This window comes from Photobacterium sp. GB-56, assembly GCF_003026105.1.
GTDB lineage: Bacteria > Pseudomonadota > Gammaproteobacteria > Enterobacterales > Vibrionaceae > Photobacterium.
Genome location: NZ_PYNW01000004.1, coordinates 187,292 through 206,225 on the forward strand (window position 1 = coordinate 187,292; position 18,934 = coordinate 206,225).

The following is an 18,934-nucleotide window of genomic DNA, read 5'->3' on the forward strand; positions in this document are numbered from 1 at the left end:
AAACAAGGATTGTTTATTCCATGAAATCTTTTTCGGTCGTTCAAGAAAGTAAAGTATTGTCATTTTCTGGCAATGTTGAATTGAGTAATGAAATGGGTAACAAGGTTGTTACTGAGCAGCTCATGTTGTCAGTTGGCGATGTATTAATATTGCCTAATTATGCAACTGTGAGTTTGGAGCAGTCAGATGGAACACAAGTCGTATTTTCTAATGTTAATTCTAATAGTGTAGAAGAAGATCTTCCTGATGAGATAGCCAACCTTCAGGCTTTAATTGCTTCTGGAGAGGATCCAACCCTTATTGCGGAAGCTACTGCAGCTGGTCTTCAAAACATTAGTAATAGTGGTGGTTTTAGTTTTAATAGCATTGAAAGAAACGCAAAAGAAATCATAGCTGAGTCTGGATATGATAGTCGTGATACCAGCCCTCGTCCTCCTACCTCTCCTTACAATGATGGTAATGATTTTTATAGTCCTTCAAAACCACTAGAGCAGCAATCTCCTCAAGATGACGGTAAATCGAATATATCAATAAACAGCAAGCCTATTATTGTCGATGAAAACGGTGCGCCAGAAGGTGAGAGTATTACGGTAAGCACCGATGAAGAAGTCGCAGTGAGCGGTCAACTGTCCGCGACCGATGTTGACGGCGATAGTTTAGCCTTCACTTCATCGACGAATCCAACGAACGGTACAGTTACCGTCAACACTGATGGCTCGTGGACTTACACGCCTAAAACTAATTTCCACGGTGAAGATAGCTTTAACGTTGAGGTCAGTGACGGCAACGGCGGCACCGATACGATCACTGTTAATGTGACCGTGAATCCTATCAATGATGCGCCAGTGATTGTTGATGATAACAATAATCCACTGGGCACAGATATTGGTGTTGAGACCGATGAAGAAGTCGCAGTGAGCGGCAAATTGTCCGCGACCGATGTTGATGGCGATAGCTTAACGTTCACTTCATCGACGAATCCAACCAATGGCACAGTGACGGTTAACACTGATGGCACATGGACTTACACACCAAACAGTGACTTTAACGGTGATGATAGCTTTAAGGTTGAGGTCAGTGACGGCAACGGCGGCACCGATACCATCACCGTTAATGTGACCGTGAAGCCAATCAATGATGCGCCAGTATTGGTTGATGATAACAATGATCCATTAGGCAGTGACATTACCGTCACGACCGATGAAGAAGTCGCAGTGAGCGGCAAACTGTCCGCGACAGATGCGGATGGCGATAGCTTAACGTTCACGCAAAGTTCTAACCCGACCAATGGTCAAGTGACGGTTAACACTGATGGATCGTGGACTTACACACCAAACAGTGACTTTAATGGTAGCGACAAATTTGATGTTATCGTCAGTGATGGCAAAGGCGGCACCGACACCATCACCGTGAATATAAAAGTTAATCCAATTAATGATGCGCCAGTACTGGTTGATGATAACAATGATCCACTGGGCAGTGACATTACTGTCACGACCGATGAAGAAGTCGCCGTGAGCGGTCAACTGTCCGCAACCGATGTTGACGGCGATAACTTAACCTTCACGCAAAGTTCTAACCCGACAAATGGTCAAGTGACGGTTAACACTGACGGTACGTGGACTTACACACCAAACAATGATTTTAACGGTGATGATAGCTTTAACGTTGAAGTCAGTGATGGTAAAGGTGGTACCGACACCATCACCGTTAATGTCAAAGTTAATCCAATCAATGATGCGCCAGTATTGGTTGATGATAACAATGATCCACTGGGCAGTGACATTACCGTCACGACAGATGAAGAAGTCGCAGTGAGCGGTCAACTGTCCGCGACCGATGTTGACGGTGATAACTTAACCTTCACGCAAAGTTCTAACCCGACCAATGGTCAAGTGACGGTTAACACTGACGGTACGTGGACTTACACACCTAAGACTAATTTCCATGGTGATGATAGCTTTAAGGTTGAAGTCAGTGACGGCAACGGCGGCACTGACACCATCACAGTTAATGTGACCGTGAAGCCAATCAATGATGCGCCAGTACTGGTTGATGATAACAATGATCCACTGGGCAGTGACATTACCGTTACGACCGATGAAGAAGTGGCAGTGAGCGGCAAACTGACCGCGACCGATGTTGATGGTGATAGCTTAACCTTCACGCAAAGTTCTAATCCAACCAATGGCACAGTGACCGTCAATACGGATGGCACATGGACTTACACACCAAACAGTGACTTTAATGGTGATGATAGCTTTAAGGTTGAAGTCAGTGACGGCAACGGCGGCACTGACACCATCACAGTTAATGTAACCGTGAATCCAGTCAATGATGCACCAGTATTGGTTGATGATAACAATGATCCATTAGGCAGTGACATTACTGTCACGACAGATGAAGAAGTCGCCGTGAGCGGTCAACTGTCCGCGACCGATGTTGATGGTGATAGCTTAACCTTCACTTCATCGACCAACCCAACCAATGGCACCGTCGTCGTGAATACTGACGGCACGTGGACTTACACACCAAACAGCGACTTTAATGGTAGCGACAAATTTGATGTTATCGTCAGTGACGGCAAGGGTGGCACCGATACCATCACTGTAAATGTGACCGTGAATCCAATCAATGATGCACCAGTACTGGTTGATGATAACAATGATCCATTAGGCACAGACATTGCCGTTACGACTGATGAAGAAGTGGCTGTGAGTGGTCAACTGTCCGCGACCGATGTTGACGGTGATAACTTAACCTTCACGCAAAGTTCTAACCCGACCAATGGTCAAGTGACGGTTAACACTGACGGTACGTGGACTTACACACCAAACAGTGACTTTAATGGTGATGATAGCTTTAACGTTGAAGTCAGTGACGGCAACGGCGGCACCGATACCATCACCGTTAATGTGACCGTGAATCCAATCAATGATGCACCAGTGATTGTTGATGATAACAATAATCCACTGGGCAGTGACATTACCGTCACGACAGATGAAGAAGTCGCAGTGAGCGGTCAACTGTCCGCGACCGATGCGGATGGTGATAGCTTAACCTTCACGCAAAGTTCTAACCCGGCCAATGGTCAAGTGACGGTTAACACTGATGGCACATGGACTTACACACCAAACAGTGACTTTAATGGTAGCGACAAATTTGATGTTATCGTCAGTGACGGCAACGGCGGCACCGACACCATCACTGTTAATGTGACCGTGAATCCAATCAATGATGCACCAGTATTGGTTGATGATAACAATGATCCATTAGGCAGTGACATTACCGCTACGACAGATGAAGAAGTCGCCGTGAGCGGCAAACTGTCCGCGACAGATGTTGATGGTGATAGCTTAACCTTCACTTCATCGACCAATCCAACCAATGGCACAGTTACCGTCAATACGGATGGTACGTGGACTTACACACCAAACAATGATTTTAACGGTGATGATAGCTTTAACGTTGAAGTGAGTGACGGCAACGGTGGTACAGATACTATTACTGTAAATGTGACCGTGAATCCAATCAATGATGCGCCAGTACTGGTTGATGATAACAATGATCCATTGGGCAGTGACATAACCGTCACTACTGATGAAGAAGTGGCAGTGAGCGGTCAACTGTCAGCAACAGATGTTGATGGCGATAGCTTAACGTTCACGCAAAGTTCTAACCCGACAAATGGTCAAGTGACGGTTAATACTGACGGCACATGGACTTACACACCAAACAGTGACTTTAATGGTAGCGACAAATTTGATGTTATCGTCAGTGACGGTAAAGGTGGCACCGATACCATAACCGTGATTATCAAAGTTAATCCAATCAACGATGCGCCAGTATTGGTTGATGATAACAATGATCCATTAGGCAGTGACATTACCGTCACTACCGATGAAGAAGTGGCAGTGAGCGGTCAACTGTCTGCGACAGATGCTGATGGTGATAGTTTAACGTTCACATCACTGACAAATCCAACGAACGGCACAGTTACCGTCAATACGGATGGCTCATGGGAATACACACCTAAGACTAATTTCCATGGTGAAGATAACTTTAAGGTTGAAGTCAGTGACGGCAAAGGTGGCACTGATACCATCACTGTTAAACTAGACGTTGTTGCTATTGCAGATCCAATTCTTGTCACCGTGAATTTATTAGGTACTCCTGTTTACAATACTGGCGGTAAATATGAAGGTGGAAAGAACTATGTCGATTGGGAAACAGTTGTTAAAGAGTACGGTGATAAAGCAAGAACGTTAACACAGAAGGTTGATACTCCATATGAAAATACATTATCGACTGAAAGTTTAGCTTATAGAGGAATGGAGCTCAGCGATCATATTGTTATTCAATCAACTGGCGATAACATTTTGGTCGGTGAAGATGGGATTATAGGTAATTCAACGATTGATGGTAGCCCAATAACAGGTCTAGTTAACGACACATTAACTGCTGGTGCCGGTAATGATATTTTAATGGGTGAGCAAGGGGATGATTCACTATATGGTGCCGCAGGAGTTGATACAGCAGTATATGCTGGAAATTTCTCTGATTACGATATTACTAAACCTGTCGAAACCTCAGGATCATCGATATTTTTTGAAGTAACAGATAAACGAGTAACAAGTGGCGAAAATGTATATGCACGAGAAGGCTCAGATGATCTCTACGACATTGAACGCCTTCAATTTGCTGATGGCACATACTACTGGGATGGTGATAGCTGGATCAAAGAGCAACCAACTTACACGTATACGTTAGATATTAACGTTATGCTAACGGATACAGATGGTAGCGAGTCAATTAGCCAAATATTATTGTCAGGATTACCTAAAGATACCAAAGTAATTAGCGCGGATGGTACAACCGTTCTCGGTATTGCCAATGCTGCTGGTGAGATTGAACTAACGGGATTATGGCAAAACACGGATACGCAAGTTTCACTTCCTGGTTTACAAATTACCGTACCAGCAGAATCAGCAGATTCAATTGAGTTAACGGTAACGGCTACTGGTAAAGAAAATAGTAGTAGCAGTGAAAATTCTGGCTCTGATAGCGTGTTATTTGATAATAACATTGTCAATGGCTCGGATGTTGATAATGACCTTGTCGGTAGTACCGGTATCGATATTCTTAATGGCTTGCTAGGTAATGATAAACTTTCGAGTGGTGAGGGTAACGATACATTAAATGGCGGTGAGGGCGATGATCTTCTAATTGGTGGTCAAGGCAATGATCTTCTTAATGGCGGGATCGGTGCTGATACATTTACTTGGAGTAAAAGTGAGTCTATTAGCGATATAGATACCATTCGAGATTTTGATTTAGCGGAAGATAAATTAAACCTCAGCGATTTATTAAAAGATGCAACCGCAGAAACGTTAGATGACTTCTTATCGATTAGTCAAAATAATGATGATAGCGTTATTACTATCAAAACTGGGAATGATAAGTCAGTAAACATTATTCTTGAAGATATCGATTCAAACAGCTTGAAAGATAAGCTTGGTGTTATCACCAATAACTTATTAAGTAATGATAATGGTGAAATCATTTTAAATACTCAGATGCTTGATAGTATTTCGATTGATAAGCCAATGACATTACCACCACAGCAAGATGATAATTAAATATGAATAGAGAAAATGGATATTCCTGTTCGTAGTAATAAAAAGTAACAAGGACGTATAATTCATGATATCCACAGCTGAAAATAAGCAGGAATATTGGAGTATTCCTGCTTCATTAAAAACAACGGATGATCCATTATTGGATAGTCTTGTTATTTTGTCTGAATATTATGGAAACCCTTGTTCTGGAGATGCGTTAATTGCAGGGCTTCCTCTTGAAAGTGCTTTAGTCACGCCTGATATATTTCCTCAGGCAGCAGCAAGAGCAGGTTTAACCGCAAAATTATTACGTAAATTGTTGTCAGATATAACGCCGCTTGTTTTGCCTTGTGTTTTACTTTTAAAAGATAAGCAAGCATGTATTTTAAGGGAAATAGATCAAGTAAATAACCTTGCTGTGATTCAGTTTTCTGATAATGGCGGTGAATCTGAAATTTCATTAGAAGAGTTAGAAAGTTGCTATACGGGGTATTGCTTCTTTATTAAGAAGCAATACCGAGGTGACCAGAGTGTTGATGTTCATCAACATGTTAGTTACGGTCACTGGTTATGGAATATGATTAAAGAAGCCAGCCCTATTTATCGAGACGTATTAATTGCTTCGATATTAGTGAATGTTTTTGCTTTAATCTCTCCCTTATTTATGATGAATGTGTACGATAAAATTGTACCTAATTTAGCATTTGAATCATTATGGGTTTTAGCCAGCGGTGCTGTCGTTGCTTTTATATTTGATTTTTTAATGCGTCATATTAGAGGGTATTTAATCGATTTAGCTGGGAAGAAAATTGATATTGTTGTTTCATCTCGTTTATTTGAAAAAGTGATTGGAATTCCATTATCAAAACGTCCATCTTCAGTTGGTGGAATGGCAAAACAATTAGGTGAATTTGATAATATTCGTGACATGTTGACGTCAGCAACGATAACGACATTAATTGATTTACCTTTTGCTTTATTATTTTTATTAGTTATTTATTTTGTTGCTGGCGACCTTGCTGTTATTCCATTAATTGCAGGCTTATTAATTATTGGTTATACATTACTGGTTCAACCTAAATTAAAAATAGCCGTTGAGGAGTCTAATAAGTTTTCAGCGTTAAAACATGGACATTTAATTGAAAGTTTAACGGCGATAGAGGCGATTAAATCAAATAGTGCAGAAGGGATGATACAACGGCACTGGCAACAGATGATCGCACATACTGCTAATTGGCAGTTAAAAGTTAAAAAAATCTCTAACTCTGTTTCGTATTTTGCCACCTTTATTACTCAGTTAACGGCTATTGGTGTTGTGGTTTTAGGCGTTTATCGTGTATCAACGGTCGATATATCCATGGGTGGGATTATCGCTGCTGTCATGCTATCAAGCCGTGTTGTTTCTCCTATGGCTCAGTTAGCAAATTTATTAACAAGAGCCAATCAAACGTCAAGTTCTCTGCGTCAATTAGATCAACTGATGCAAGAAGAAAGTGAATTTGAAGACAAAGCACATTTGATCAGTCGCCATAGAATGAAAGGAGCTATTAAGGCAGAAAATGTCCAATTTTCGTATCCGAATCAGAAAAAATGCACGATTGACTCTGCGAACTTTTCAATTAAACCGGGTGAGAAAATCGCGATTCTTGGTAAAAATGGTTCAGGTAAAACGTCATTAGCGAAGTTATTAGCGGGGCTATATTGCCCAACAGAAGGAAGTTTACGCTTTGATGGCATTGATCGTGAACAAATTCACCCCGCAGATTTACGAAGAAATATTGGTTACATGCCACAAGATATCACGCTTATTCATGGCACTATTCGTGACAATATTATGTTTGGAACGAGACAAGTCACTGAACATCAGTTGTTGCGTGCAATTCAACTCTCAGGTGTTAGCAGCTTTACAGATAGCGACTCAGAAGGTTTAGATAAACAAGTTGGAGAGTTAGGAAACGCATTATCGAGAGGGCAGCGTCAAGCAGTCGCACTAGCTCAGGCGATATTAAATGATCCTCCAATTTTATTAATGGATGAGCCAACAGCAAGTATGGATGCACATGCAGAGAAGCGTTTTATGCATTCAATGCAGCATGTTGCCATAAATCGAACCTTGCTAATTATCACCCATAAAATGTCATTACTACCGCTTGTGGATCGCATTATCGTCGTTGATAACGGTAAGATCGTTTTAGATGATCAACGTGAAAAAGTATTGAAACAGTTACAGCAAGGTGTATCGGGAGGCCGGAATGAATAAGCCTTTTTCCGACCAAGATCAAGAGATGATGGATGATGTCTACAACGCGATGATGATTGATTCGCCTAGGAAGCATCGCTATATGGTATGGGCACTGTTTTTTATGTTGATATGCTTTTTCATTTGGGCTTTTTTTGCTCAATTGGAACTTGTCACTAGAGGTTCAGGTAAGGTTATTCCATCATCACAAGTACAAGTAATTCAAAGTTACGATGGCGGTCTGTTGCAAGCACTATACGTGGAAGAAGGAATGACAGTTAAAAAAGGTCAACCCCTTGTACGTATTGATGATACTCGTTTTCGTTCTGATTTAGCTCAGCAAGAAGACGAAGAAGATAGCTTAAACACGAATATTGCCCGTTTTCGGCAAGAACTGAAAAGCATTGTAATTGATGATGATATTAAAGACTGGAAAGAACGGATTAAGATCAATATCGAGCCGCTTGTTTTCTCCCAAGAACTTGCACAAAAAGAGCCTGAACTCATCGCTCGCCAGCAGGATGAATATCAAGGGCGGTTAGAAGAACTTCAAAATCAATTGGCGATCCTTGCTCGTCAAATTGTTCAACAGCAACAGGAAAGTTACGCATTATCATCTCGAATTCGCACCCTGAAAAGTAGCTTAAAACTGATTAATAAAGAATTAGTCATGACAAAGCCTTTAGCGAAAAAGGGCATTGTCTCGGAAGTTGAACTGTTGCAGTTAGAGCGTAAAGTCAATGAAACCAAAGGTGAACTTTCGGCACTTTATGCTGAACAACCGAAGCTAAAAGCCGCTTTAGATGAATCTATTTTAAAGCGACGTGAAGCCGTGTTGAATTATCAAAAAGATGTACGAGCTCAACTTAATGAAATGACAGCCAAACTTTCACGTTTAACCGAAGCGCAGGTTGGCTCGCAGGATAAAGTAGATAAAGCGATATTACATTCACCCGTAAATGGCACAATTAAAAGTATCAATATAACAACCATTGGTGGTGTGGTTAAACCCGGTGAAGCCATATTAGATATCGTACCAACGGAAGATAACTTATTAATTGAAGCAAAGATCCAGCCTAAAGATATTGCATTTTTACACCCTGGGTTACCGGCTGTTGTAAAAGTAACAGCGTATGACTTTACTCGTTACGGCGGGCTTGAAGGCTCTGTTGTGAATATTAGTGCAGATACCTCGCAAGATGAAGAGGGCAATAGTTATTACTTAGTAAAGGTTCGCACAACAAACTCACATTTAATGAAATCAGATCAGACACCTTTGCCTATTATTCCCGGTATGTTGACATCTGTTGATGTAATTACAGGAAAAAGAACAGTTTTAGAATACATACTTAACCCGATTTTAAGAGCTAAGGAAATGGCGCTTAGAGAGCGCTAAACCATAAAAATAAGAGAAGGATATTCATTTATGCGTTATGGAATACGCGATTGTATTAAGAAGAGTTTGATTACAACAGCCATTGTTTCATCGTTATATCCAGTGTCAGCCATGAGCCAAACATTAGAGCAAGCTGTTGCGGTTACTTTAGATACTAACCCTCAGTTACAGCAGGCTTTAAGTCAATTTAAAGCACGAGAGGAGCAAGGTAATCAAGTGTTTGGTGACTATTTACCGACTGTTGATTTGACGGCGAGTTATGGTTTTAAGCAAAGCTCAACTCCTCAGAGTCGATTACAAACAGAAGATATTGTTGATTCAGAATCACCAGAAGTTGGAATTAGTATCCGACAAGTATTATTTAATGGCTTTTTAACAGGACATGAATTATCACGTTTAGATTTTGAAGCTAAAGCGGATCAACTAAAGCTTTTTGCTACAGCGGAAGATATCGCGCTTTCGGTGGTAAAAGTCTACATTAACTACTTAGTAGAAGAGCAGGTAGTTAAGTTAGCAGAAAACAATGTTGAAAAGCATCAGCTTTTGTTTGACCAAATAAAAGAGAAAACAGAATCTGGCTTAGGTTCAAGCGCTGATTTATCTCAAAGTAAAGGGCGTTTAGCACGTGCTAATTCTAATTTAATGTCAGCACAAAATAATCTCGCTGATGCACGAAGTGAATTTATTCGAGTGGTTAATGAATCGCCAGAGAATGTAATTGTGCCAATGGCCGATCAAGACAAACTTCCATCATCATTAGAACAAGCGATTGAAATAGCACAAAAAAATAATCCGATATTGAAATCATCCAACAGTGATATTGATGCAGCGCGTTCAGAGAGAGAGGCTTTAAAATCTAACTATTATCCTGAAGTCACTTTGGAGCTTGGTGGTAAATGGTCAGATGAAAAGTTTGATTATGAAAATGCGCTTGAAGGGGAAGATAAAGAGTTACAGGCAGGGATTCAGTTACGTTATAACCTCTTTAATGGTGGCAAAGACACGTCTCGAGTTCGTGAAGCCGCATATAGAATTGATGAAGCAAAAAGTGTTCATCAAAATACATCACGCGATGTAAGAGATGGAACAACACTCGCTTGGAATGCTAATACCTTTTTGGCTAAGCAACGAGACTTTATCCGTACACATGTTGAGGCTTCGAAAGAAACCCAATCAGCGTATGAGCAGCAATTTAAATTAGGCCAACGTTCATTATTAGACTTGTTAGATTCTGAAAACGAATTGTTTGAAGCGCGAAAAAGTTATTTACGTGCTGAGTTTGATGAGCTTGTTTCACAATACCGCATATTACATGCAACAGGGCAGCTAATCTCATCACTACGTGTAACAACGCCTGAGAACTGGAACAGTGAAGCAACTCGTCAAGGAGAGAGTGAATAATGAAAAAAAACATACTATTAAGTTCGTTAGTCATTATGTCTACAATGATTAGCGGTTGTGCTTCATCCGACGGTTCTGAATCACAAACAACGACACAGCAATACGATCTACGTGACTTAGATGGTGATGGTGTGATTGAAGCACGCGATCAATGCCCAAACAGTGTGCCAGGCTCATTTGTTAATAATGTTGGCTGTGGAAAAGAGAAAGAAATTTCTGAGCGTGTAGAGCTTAAATTAAACTTTGCTAATAATTCAGCCGTTATTAAACCTGTGTATCAGCGTGAAATTGAGGCCATTGCTAATTTTATGCATCAGTACCCTGATTCGTCTGTGACGATTGAAGGGCACTGTAGCAAGAGCGGTAGCTATGAGTTGAATATGGCACTGTCTCAGGCTCGTGCTGAAGCAGTGGTTGATATGTTGAAAGATACATTCTTTATTGACCCTAATCGTCTTCAAGCAATAGGTTATGGTTACACCAAGCCTATTGATGATAGTGAAACAGAGATTGCTGCTGAGCGAAATAGACGTGTTATTGCAGCGGTATCAGGTACGGATAAAACAATTGATATGAAGTGGCATATTTATTCGGTAGATACTGAATAAGTGTTACAGATAAGCAATTAACGAGCTACAGTAAAAAGCCGACAGTTCAAGTATGAAAGCACTATCGGCTTTTTTATATTCATCGCTTACAAATAGACTTACTCGAAGAGCTTAGTAATATCTGAGTTCGCACGAAGATACCAGTCCGTATTAGTACTACCACCAGATACAGAGAAGCTTTGAAGATCAGGGTAGGCTTCAAGTATGTTTATCCCTTCGCTGGGGTGATCCCAAGTTCCATCAACTACGATAGCCCATGGAATACCGTTTGAAGTATGATAGGTATCACAGTTAATACCAGGACAGTCGCTATCTACATAGGCAGAATCATCATGTTCAGTTGCAAAATAAGCAGTATTTGCCTTAGTTGAAACGTCTTTATTTTTCAGATGAATCTCAATTGCACGGCCATCAGTTGCACGCGTACCTTCGCCATGATCAATACCTGGCGTACCAAATAGAAATGGGTTCAAAGGCATACTTGGAACACTCGATGATGCTAATGGCGTGATGAAAGGAATGCTTGCTTCAAATTGGAATAAATCAGCGGCATCGGAATTACACCCCGTCCATACTCTGTAAAAAGTTCCTAAGAATCCTGAACAGGTTGGGGTCGGTATTTCTGTAAGGAGATTATTTGAAATAATCGCAACCGCATCAGTTGTGCCCGATTCTAATATCTGTTTAGGGTGTAAGGTTGATCCATTAATCACTAACTTAGTTCTGTCCGCATCTACGGCAGAAACGGGAATACCATCAAATTTTATAGCGAAACCATTCGCAAAGTCTGCACCGTATGCTCTTAAATTTCCATATATATCATAGCGGAGAACATCACCCGCAGAGTTCGTTACTTTATCAACGCGGTAATATATAACGACATCATTAAAGTCGAAATCGCCTTCTTGCGGCCAGTCATCCTCATATGCCAATGTTACCCAAGAGCCTGAGGATGGGTACCAGTTATGGGTAACGGGTTGGGAATCAATCGTTACTTGGTGATCTTCTACTTCACCGTAAGAGGTCCCCCCATAAGATAATAAACCTGCATTTTTGGAAATACGAAAACGAGCCCATATTTGTCCAGTGGCTGCATCGTCAGGCACTCTAATTTTCAGAACATGACTTGCTGGTGTTGTTCCATCTCCAGCGGTTAATAACTCATCATCAATCGCATGTTCTGTTGCCTCATCAAATACACCATTATTATTCCAATCAAACCATGCATTGATAAAACCATTTGCTGAGCCACCAATAGTCACGTTAACTAAACCGTCAGAACCTTGTCTAAAGTTTGCCGGAAACGAAATACCGTCTTCATCAGCAACACTATTGGCATCATCTGAATTCGGTGAAACAAAAGCATCGCCTTCTGTATCAATGTTGGAACCAAAATAATAATTGACGCCTGAAATATTGTAGTGACGAGCGCCGTTAGTAGAAAGGGATGTTTTGTATGTATCAGGAGCATCACCAAAATCTGTATTTTCAGCCACTATGGCAGACGTTGAACACCTAGCGCCATCGTTCAACGTTGAAGTCGGACCATCAGAATAAAAAACGGCATTTGATGTAAAACTCGATAAATCACTTAAATCAATTCTATAAATGGCGCCATCATCGTTACGGCTTAGGTAGAGGAAACCATTTGAATCGAAATACTGCGCACCAAAACCACCGTTTTCTGGAACATTGATCCCACCAATTTCAACAAACGATGCACTATTGGGTGTAGTAAAGTTAGTTATTTCATAAAGCTTTTTATTGTCGCTATCAACAGTAAATAGTCGTCCAGATGAATCGGGATGAAAAGCCATATCATGAAGGTTTAATGTGGCACTACTGGGTGTCATGACGAGAGTAACAGATAAAGTCGTTAGATCTATCTCGTACATACCTACACCCTGTCTGTATATATAATATTTATTATTATAAACGTCACCAGTTGGATAGGGCATGGTGGTGTCAATACCTGTGACGGGAATAGTTTCGAAATCAAAAAGCTGATTTATACGGACAATTTCTTCATTATTTACGTCGTATCCGTAAATATAACTGTCTGTTACGTTAAATCCGACAGCATTAACTTGAGATGCCATCGTTTTCGATGGGCGATAAAATCCAGAAGATAAATCCATTTGGTACACTACAGTTGGATTACCTTGAAACAAAAAAGCATTACTAGGGCAGCCACCATTGTCAGTGAATGCATGCGGTATGATGCTGTGGGCCGAGGTTGAAACTAAGGCTAACGAGCATGCTAGTAAAGAGTGTTTTAAACACTTCATATCTTTGCCTCACTCAGTTAAAAATATTAATGGAAGTCATTGAGCCTTTCATCATTGAAAAATTTACAAGTATCAAGCCAATAAATATTTAAAAAAGCAGTCGGGTAATTATATGATTTATCTGTTAATTAAATTTTCGAATAATCTAGTTATGATCTAATAGGGTAAAGAAATCATAATGATTCTAAGATTGAAAATATAAATTAGACATTAATGTATTCATATATATACTTCTAAGTAAAAATAAAATATAAGAATTGTTTCATATTTAACTTATGATCTCTATCATAAGCGATTGCTTTGTTTGTCTAGTAAAAATACAGGAATGCACATTTAATAATTATATGATTTAAATTGCACTCTAATATAAAGTTTAGAATTGGTTAATAGAAGTATCAAGAAAGTAAGATAAAAAGAACGTAGAAAATTGTCGTATAACAGCTTCTTTTTCTAAACAATAACATCATCATCGTATGTGACTTTCAACTAATTGAAAGCATTCAGACTGTTCTGAAGAAAAAACGTTGTTGTAACATCATAAAAAGAAACTAAATATTATTTTTCTGTTGCGCGATCATTCATAGGCTTTCATCATTTATTAAATGGTTTCAATTGGTTGATTGGTTGATTGGTTGATTGGTTGATTGGTTGATTGGTTGATTGGTTGATTGGTCGATTGATTGGTGTTTTTTATTTTTCCTCTCTTATTTATGTTGAACGAGCGCAATGTAAATAAAAAACAAGCTATGGCGAGCTAAAGTGTAGGCATATCTACGCATCATCAATATTGGAATTGGCAAAGTTTTTAAAATAGTATTCGTAATTAATTTAAATTATTACCCCTAATATTTTGTTATCTCGGTTATAAAGGCTAAGTTATTTATTAAATTAAACATTAAAATATAACTTTGATTACCAGTAGTAAAAAAGTTATATAAATGTTAAAAAATTAGAAAAATTTTCATATGAAAGCACTGGTTAATATATTACTACTTAAAGTGATTAAATACAGGAAATACAAATCACCTGTGTTTATCTAGTTAAAGACGTTTTCTTAATTTTAAATAAAATAACGTGAAGTTCTATTAATTTTTCTACTGTCGGAACGCCATATCCAGTGTCTGATAAGCGTATATGTAATGCGATTTATAAGGGTTTATTAGCATTTATTAAAAATAGATGAAAGCAAATAGTATTGAAGCACTATTAAAATGCTTTCTTTGCCGCAAGCTTACTAGGAACCGAAGTGTTTGTATTAACAACATCGTTTACGACTTATTTAACTCGATTGATTTCAGAAGGGACAATGCGGTCAGTGGGGAAGCTGGTAAACCAAAATAAATCTCAGTTGATTGTTGAAGCGGCGGTTTATGATGCCGAAAATAGAGAAATAGGGCGAGGTAGTGGCGTCTTTGTGCATAGTAAACAGCAACTTGTTGATGTAAATGGTTATGGTCTATAAGTGGCAAGCCGTTCCTAATGGTTAGGAACGGCTTGTTGTAATTAAAAAATTAATTACGACGTCTGAAGAGCAATAGTGCAAGGCCAAATAGACTCAATAGACCTGTGCTACCGCCGCCGCCGCCGCCGCCGTCATTTCCATTATCTGGTGCTGGTGTCGGTGTTGGTTCTGGCTCTTTGTCTTTCGCACAACTAGCTAGCGTGTCTTCAGGCGTTTTAACGGTAAAATCGAGTTGGTTAGATGAGCCAAGTTTCTCTCCCCATCGTGTACCAAGTTTTAACGTTCTTTCACCATCATCACAAATCGCATCAGTAGGTGCTGGATTGACAAGTTGTAGAGATACCGTTTTTGTGGTTTCGTTCGGTGCAAACTCAACACGTTTTGCCAGCTCTTGATAATCGGTTGCTGGCACAGCGGTGACCGCATCTGAATAAACCTCAATCGAAGCAGCTTGAGACACGTCACCATCACGTGTCACCGTGATAACTTTCTCAAATTCTGACGATTGGTTTTCATCCAGAGCAATAGTGACGTTACCAATTTTTGTTAAAGGTGGTACTTGCGCCCAATCTGCCGTTCTCACTTGGCTAATTGTTTCGAGTAATACTTTCGCATTGTTCGCGGTTACTGTACCACACGCTTCTCCACCTCTTGTTACGTTGGGATCCGAATAGAACTCATTCAAATCAAACTGATTGTAATTGAGGTCGGCACTCATGATGGTCGGTTTTCCGCCACAGCGCCATGCGTAGTTGTCGTCTTCAAAATGTGATTGTGTGTGCTCGTACTCATGACCAAGACGGTCAACGTGTCCCCATTCGTGCGCTAGCAACGTTGGTAGTGAGCAGGATTCGTTAAACGCGCTGACGGTGTGGTAACTGGTTTGTACACCACACTGACGGTCAGCAAGGTTACTGTTAATGACAAGTGAGACGACTGAAGCACCGTACTTGCGGCGTATTTCATCAAAATCACCAAATGAAAAACTATCCGCAACTTCTGCCACATTATCGCCTTCCAATTTCATTGGAATGGCGGCAACAACATTACGGCGGTATTTGATGTTGTTGATATCGTGAGCTTTATTAGCAATCGCGGTTTGCTGCATCAAATATCGATTTAACTGCTCAGGTTTGATGCTTGGATCGTAAATAACAAGAATGTTACTCAGTGGGCCGTCATACCCATCTTCAACTTGTGAGTTGTAATTTTGGATTTCATAATTCGGCCAATTTTCAGGAAGATTGTTTGCTGAGAATGGTTGCATTCCTGCGAATGTGGGGGCACTTAATAAAGCCGATAACGACACGATTAATATTTTATTCATTGTTTTCCTTAACAATATAGACTGCAACTTTATAAAGTAATCGAAAAATTCAAGCCTAATTAACAAAATATTAACTTTCAATGAAGTAGCAAAATTTTGCGATACACTTATCTCATTGAGTTAAATACAAATAACAAAAAGGAGCTAATTAGCCCCTTTTTTAAACTATTACAAATTGGAATTAACGTTCCCAGTATGCTTCTTCTAAACAGTCTTCACGCTCTGGTAGGCCATGAGATAGGCGAGGTGCGTGTTGGATCAATACTTCATAACTAACACGGTTAGAGTACTGGCAAATCTGAGAGAAAGACGAATACGACAAGAAATTCGCAGTGTGTTTCGCAGAATTAGGTACATTAACCTTATGGAAACGGTTAGCAGACATATCGTGTAGAAGTGCAGAAAGCGCAGCATCACCCGCACCGTTTGTGTTTTTGATCTCAACAGGGCCACCAAGGTAAGGGGCAATGTGAGAGTAAACACGAATTGGGTTTTCACATGCACTTTTTGCCATTGGGCGGCTGAATTCGTATTTATTGAATTCTGGGATCTTACCCGGCAGAAGCGGCAGTGATGATTCACGCTTTAATGAATCTTCGGTGTAACCCGCCATGTATAAACCCGCAGGACCGGCAGTACACAAAACCATATCAACCCAATCAAGTGCTTTATCGGCAGCCGTCAGTGGATCTGTTTCACCGGTTAGTGCTTCAGCTTCTTCTTCGTTCATCGCAACACAGGTGACGTGCTCTTTTAGAAACTCAATCCACCATTCGCGCTTATCTTCGATAACGTATTTAGTCCCCATCGTCAGTACGACTGGCACATTATACTTTTTCGCGTATTCGATAGCTTTCAGTGCCGCATCTTTCATTGGATCTGTTGGCTTACCACGAACAAGGTAAGTTGATAGCACCAATGCAGAGGCTTTTTTGAATGCAGATTCAGGAATACTCTCTGGACGAAGTTGGTTCATTTGACCTTCGTTAATCGCGAAAGTACGTTCACCATCTTCACTAATAAGCGTGTAACAACGACCGATAGGGCCATTTACAGGCTGCAGGTAATCTAAATCCATACGGCTAGAGGTGTTACATAAATAGCGGTAGGCGTATGAACCGATTTTTAGATCTTGGCTCATTACACCAAGCAGAATTGACTTATCATCAGCTAATACAGAGTAGTTGTGCAATGTATTACCAATGGTATCGCCAGGGTATTCGTGGCTGATAAGCTTACGATCTTTTAATTCTTTATAAAGCAGTTCAGCTTTATCTTCATCAAGAACGACAGATTGTCCCTTAGTAAGAGCATGTCTGGCTAAGAAGTCATCGTCAACGCGAGCTTCAATATCAACTATGGTTTGACCTACACCAATTAGATGTGATTTTGCTAATGGATTGTCTTGTTGAATTTGAACAATTAATGGATCGCGGGCATTGACAGGAAAGTAATGTTTTGACTTACGTTGACCAGGAAATTTCATGTCTTGATGGCTATGGAATTAAGGGATTTTGATTTATTCTAACATAAAAACGCGACTGGAATCTCATTTCTTTGAAATATCGTGTTTATAGTTGTTCTTTTGCTGTTTTTTTAAACGAGTCAAATAAAGTTAGATAAAAAGAGGCTAATAACTATACTTTTAAGCTATTTATCAGCGATGTACATCGATTTGTGATAGGCGTGAAATGGTAGCTATATTAGCGATTATGGTAATTTATAAATTAAAAAGTTATAAAAAAAGCCACATTAGCGGCTTTTTTACGAGAAAAGGATAGAATCAGTTAAGTCTTTTTAATTCTTCTTGTGCTGATTTACCACCGACAGGGCGGCTAACCGAAATGGAACGGCCTTTTTTCATCCCTTTTTCATAATCATCGGTGAGTGCTTTCATTGCTTCCTGTAGCTGTTTTTTAAACGTTTCACGATCAAGGTTTTCAAATTGTTTATCAATGTAGTTCGCCATACGTTGATCATGGTCATCGTCTGTCGTTAACTCCGGCAGTTTTTCCAATGCACCTTCAAGCCAACCTGCTAGGAAAGAGTTTACACGTCGTGTGACTTCCTGTGTGCTAGTGCCAGAACCGGCAAAACTATTTCTAAATTGTCCCGTTTGTTGGTTCATTTCACGATATACAACATCAAAAGCAAAAGCGGCGAAAATTGCGCGCTCAGCCATACCGATGAATTCCGCTTTTTTTAAACCTTTATAATTAGTTAGTACACATTCCACGCCAAATCGACGGTTAATACCACGGATTATTTTTAATATCTGTGCGCTTATATCAGTTGGGAGTAAGGTTTGAGATTTTGTTTTGCCCATTTTGATGAATTCAATATCGTCTTTCTCAAGACCATATTTGAGCATGAGGCGATGGGCCATACGAATAGCTTGCGCGGCTTCATTAACGTTAGCCGAGTTACCTAACTCAAGGCATTTTGCTATTTTCTTTAGCGCCTTTCGCTTTTGTTCAGACATTCAACATACTCACGATTTAAAACAGGGCACGTATTTTACCGCTTTAGTTGCTATTACATCAAGCGTAACGGCTATTAATAACGACAATTAATACTAAGAACCTAATCTTTATC

General features: G+C 39.9%; 10 protein-coding genes. 6 read left to right on the plus strand and 4 right to left on the minus strand.

The features are described 5' to 3' along the window. Nucleotides 1-20 precede the first annotated feature (20 nt). The 5 genes from C9J42_RS07205 (at nt 21) to C9J42_RS07225 (ending at nt 11,262) form a co-directional block, all read left to right on the plus strand. Nucleotides 21-5,639, plus strand: a complete 5,619-nt coding sequence (locus C9J42_RS07205) for a tandem-95 repeat protein (RefSeq protein WP_107301838.1) — start codon at nt 21-23, stop codon at nt 5,637-5,639. 64 nt (nt 5,640-5,703) lie between these two features. Continuing rightward, nucleotides 5,704-7,878, plus strand: coding sequence for a type I secretion system permease/ATPase (locus C9J42_RS07210; protein WP_107287417.1), 2,175 nt, complete (start codon nt 5,704-5,706; stop codon nt 7,876-7,878). Beyond that, entirely contained in the window at nt 7,871-9,253 is a 1,383-nt protein-coding gene (locus C9J42_RS07215; RefSeq protein ID WP_107260282.1) for an HlyD family type I secretion periplasmic adaptor subunit, read from the plus strand. Before C9J42_RS07210 ends, C9J42_RS07215 begins: the two co-directional genes overlap by 8 nt. 30 nt (nt 9,254-9,283) lie before the next feature. Further along, nucleotides 9,284-10,654: a TolC family outer membrane protein gene (locus tag C9J42_RS07220; RefSeq protein WP_107301839.1), complete on the plus strand. Its 1,371-nt coding sequence runs from the start codon at nt 9,284-9,286 to the stop codon at nt 10,652-10,654. Then, on the plus strand, nt 10,654-11,262 hold the full coding sequence (locus C9J42_RS07225; RefSeq protein WP_107301840.1) for an OmpA family protein: 609 nt from the start codon (nt 10,654-10,656) through the stop codon (nt 11,260-11,262). The genes C9J42_RS07220 and C9J42_RS07225 overlap by 1 nt, the downstream gene beginning before the upstream one ends. A 98-nt stretch (nt 11,263-11,360) precedes the next feature. Here the strand turns inward: C9J42_RS07225 and C9J42_RS07230 are convergent, their stop codons facing one another. Next, on the minus strand, nt 11,361-13,550 hold the full coding sequence (locus tag C9J42_RS07230; RefSeq protein ID WP_107301841.1) for an LruC domain-containing protein: 2,190 nt from the start codon (nt 13,548-13,550) through the stop codon (nt 11,361-11,363). Between the two features lie 1,246 nt (nt 13,551-14,796). On the opposite strand from C9J42_RS07230, the gene C9J42_RS07235 reads away from it, so the two are divergent. After that, nucleotides 14,797-15,012, plus strand: coding sequence for a hypothetical protein (locus C9J42_RS07235; RefSeq protein WP_233220734.1), 216 nt, complete (start codon nt 14,797-14,799; stop codon nt 15,010-15,012). Nucleotides 15,013-15,061: 49 nt separating this feature from the next. On the opposite strand, the gene C9J42_RS07240 is transcribed toward C9J42_RS07235, so the two are convergent. The 3 genes from C9J42_RS07240 to C9J42_RS07250 all read right to left on the minus strand — a co-directional run bounded on the left by C9J42_RS07240 (nt 15,062) and on the right by C9J42_RS07250 (nt 18,821). After that, nucleotides 15,062-16,339 (minus strand): GlyGly-CTERM sorting domain-containing protein, encoded by a 1,278-nt coding sequence (locus tag C9J42_RS07240; RefSeq protein WP_233220735.1) that lies wholly within the window; start codon nt 16,337-16,339, stop codon nt 15,062-15,064. Between the two features lie 181 nt (nt 16,340-16,520). Continuing rightward, a complete protein-coding gene (locus C9J42_RS07245) occupies nt 16,521-17,825 on the minus strand; it encodes an inosine/guanosine kinase (protein WP_107208173.1) in 1,305 nt (434 codons plus the stop codon). Nucleotides 17,826-18,122: 297 nt separating this feature from the next. Continuing rightward, nucleotides 18,123-18,821: a DUF2786 domain-containing protein gene (locus C9J42_RS07250; RefSeq protein ID WP_107208174.1), complete on the minus strand. Its 699-nt coding sequence runs from the start codon at nt 18,819-18,821 to the stop codon at nt 18,123-18,125. Nucleotides 18,822-18,934 lie beyond the last annotated feature (113 nt).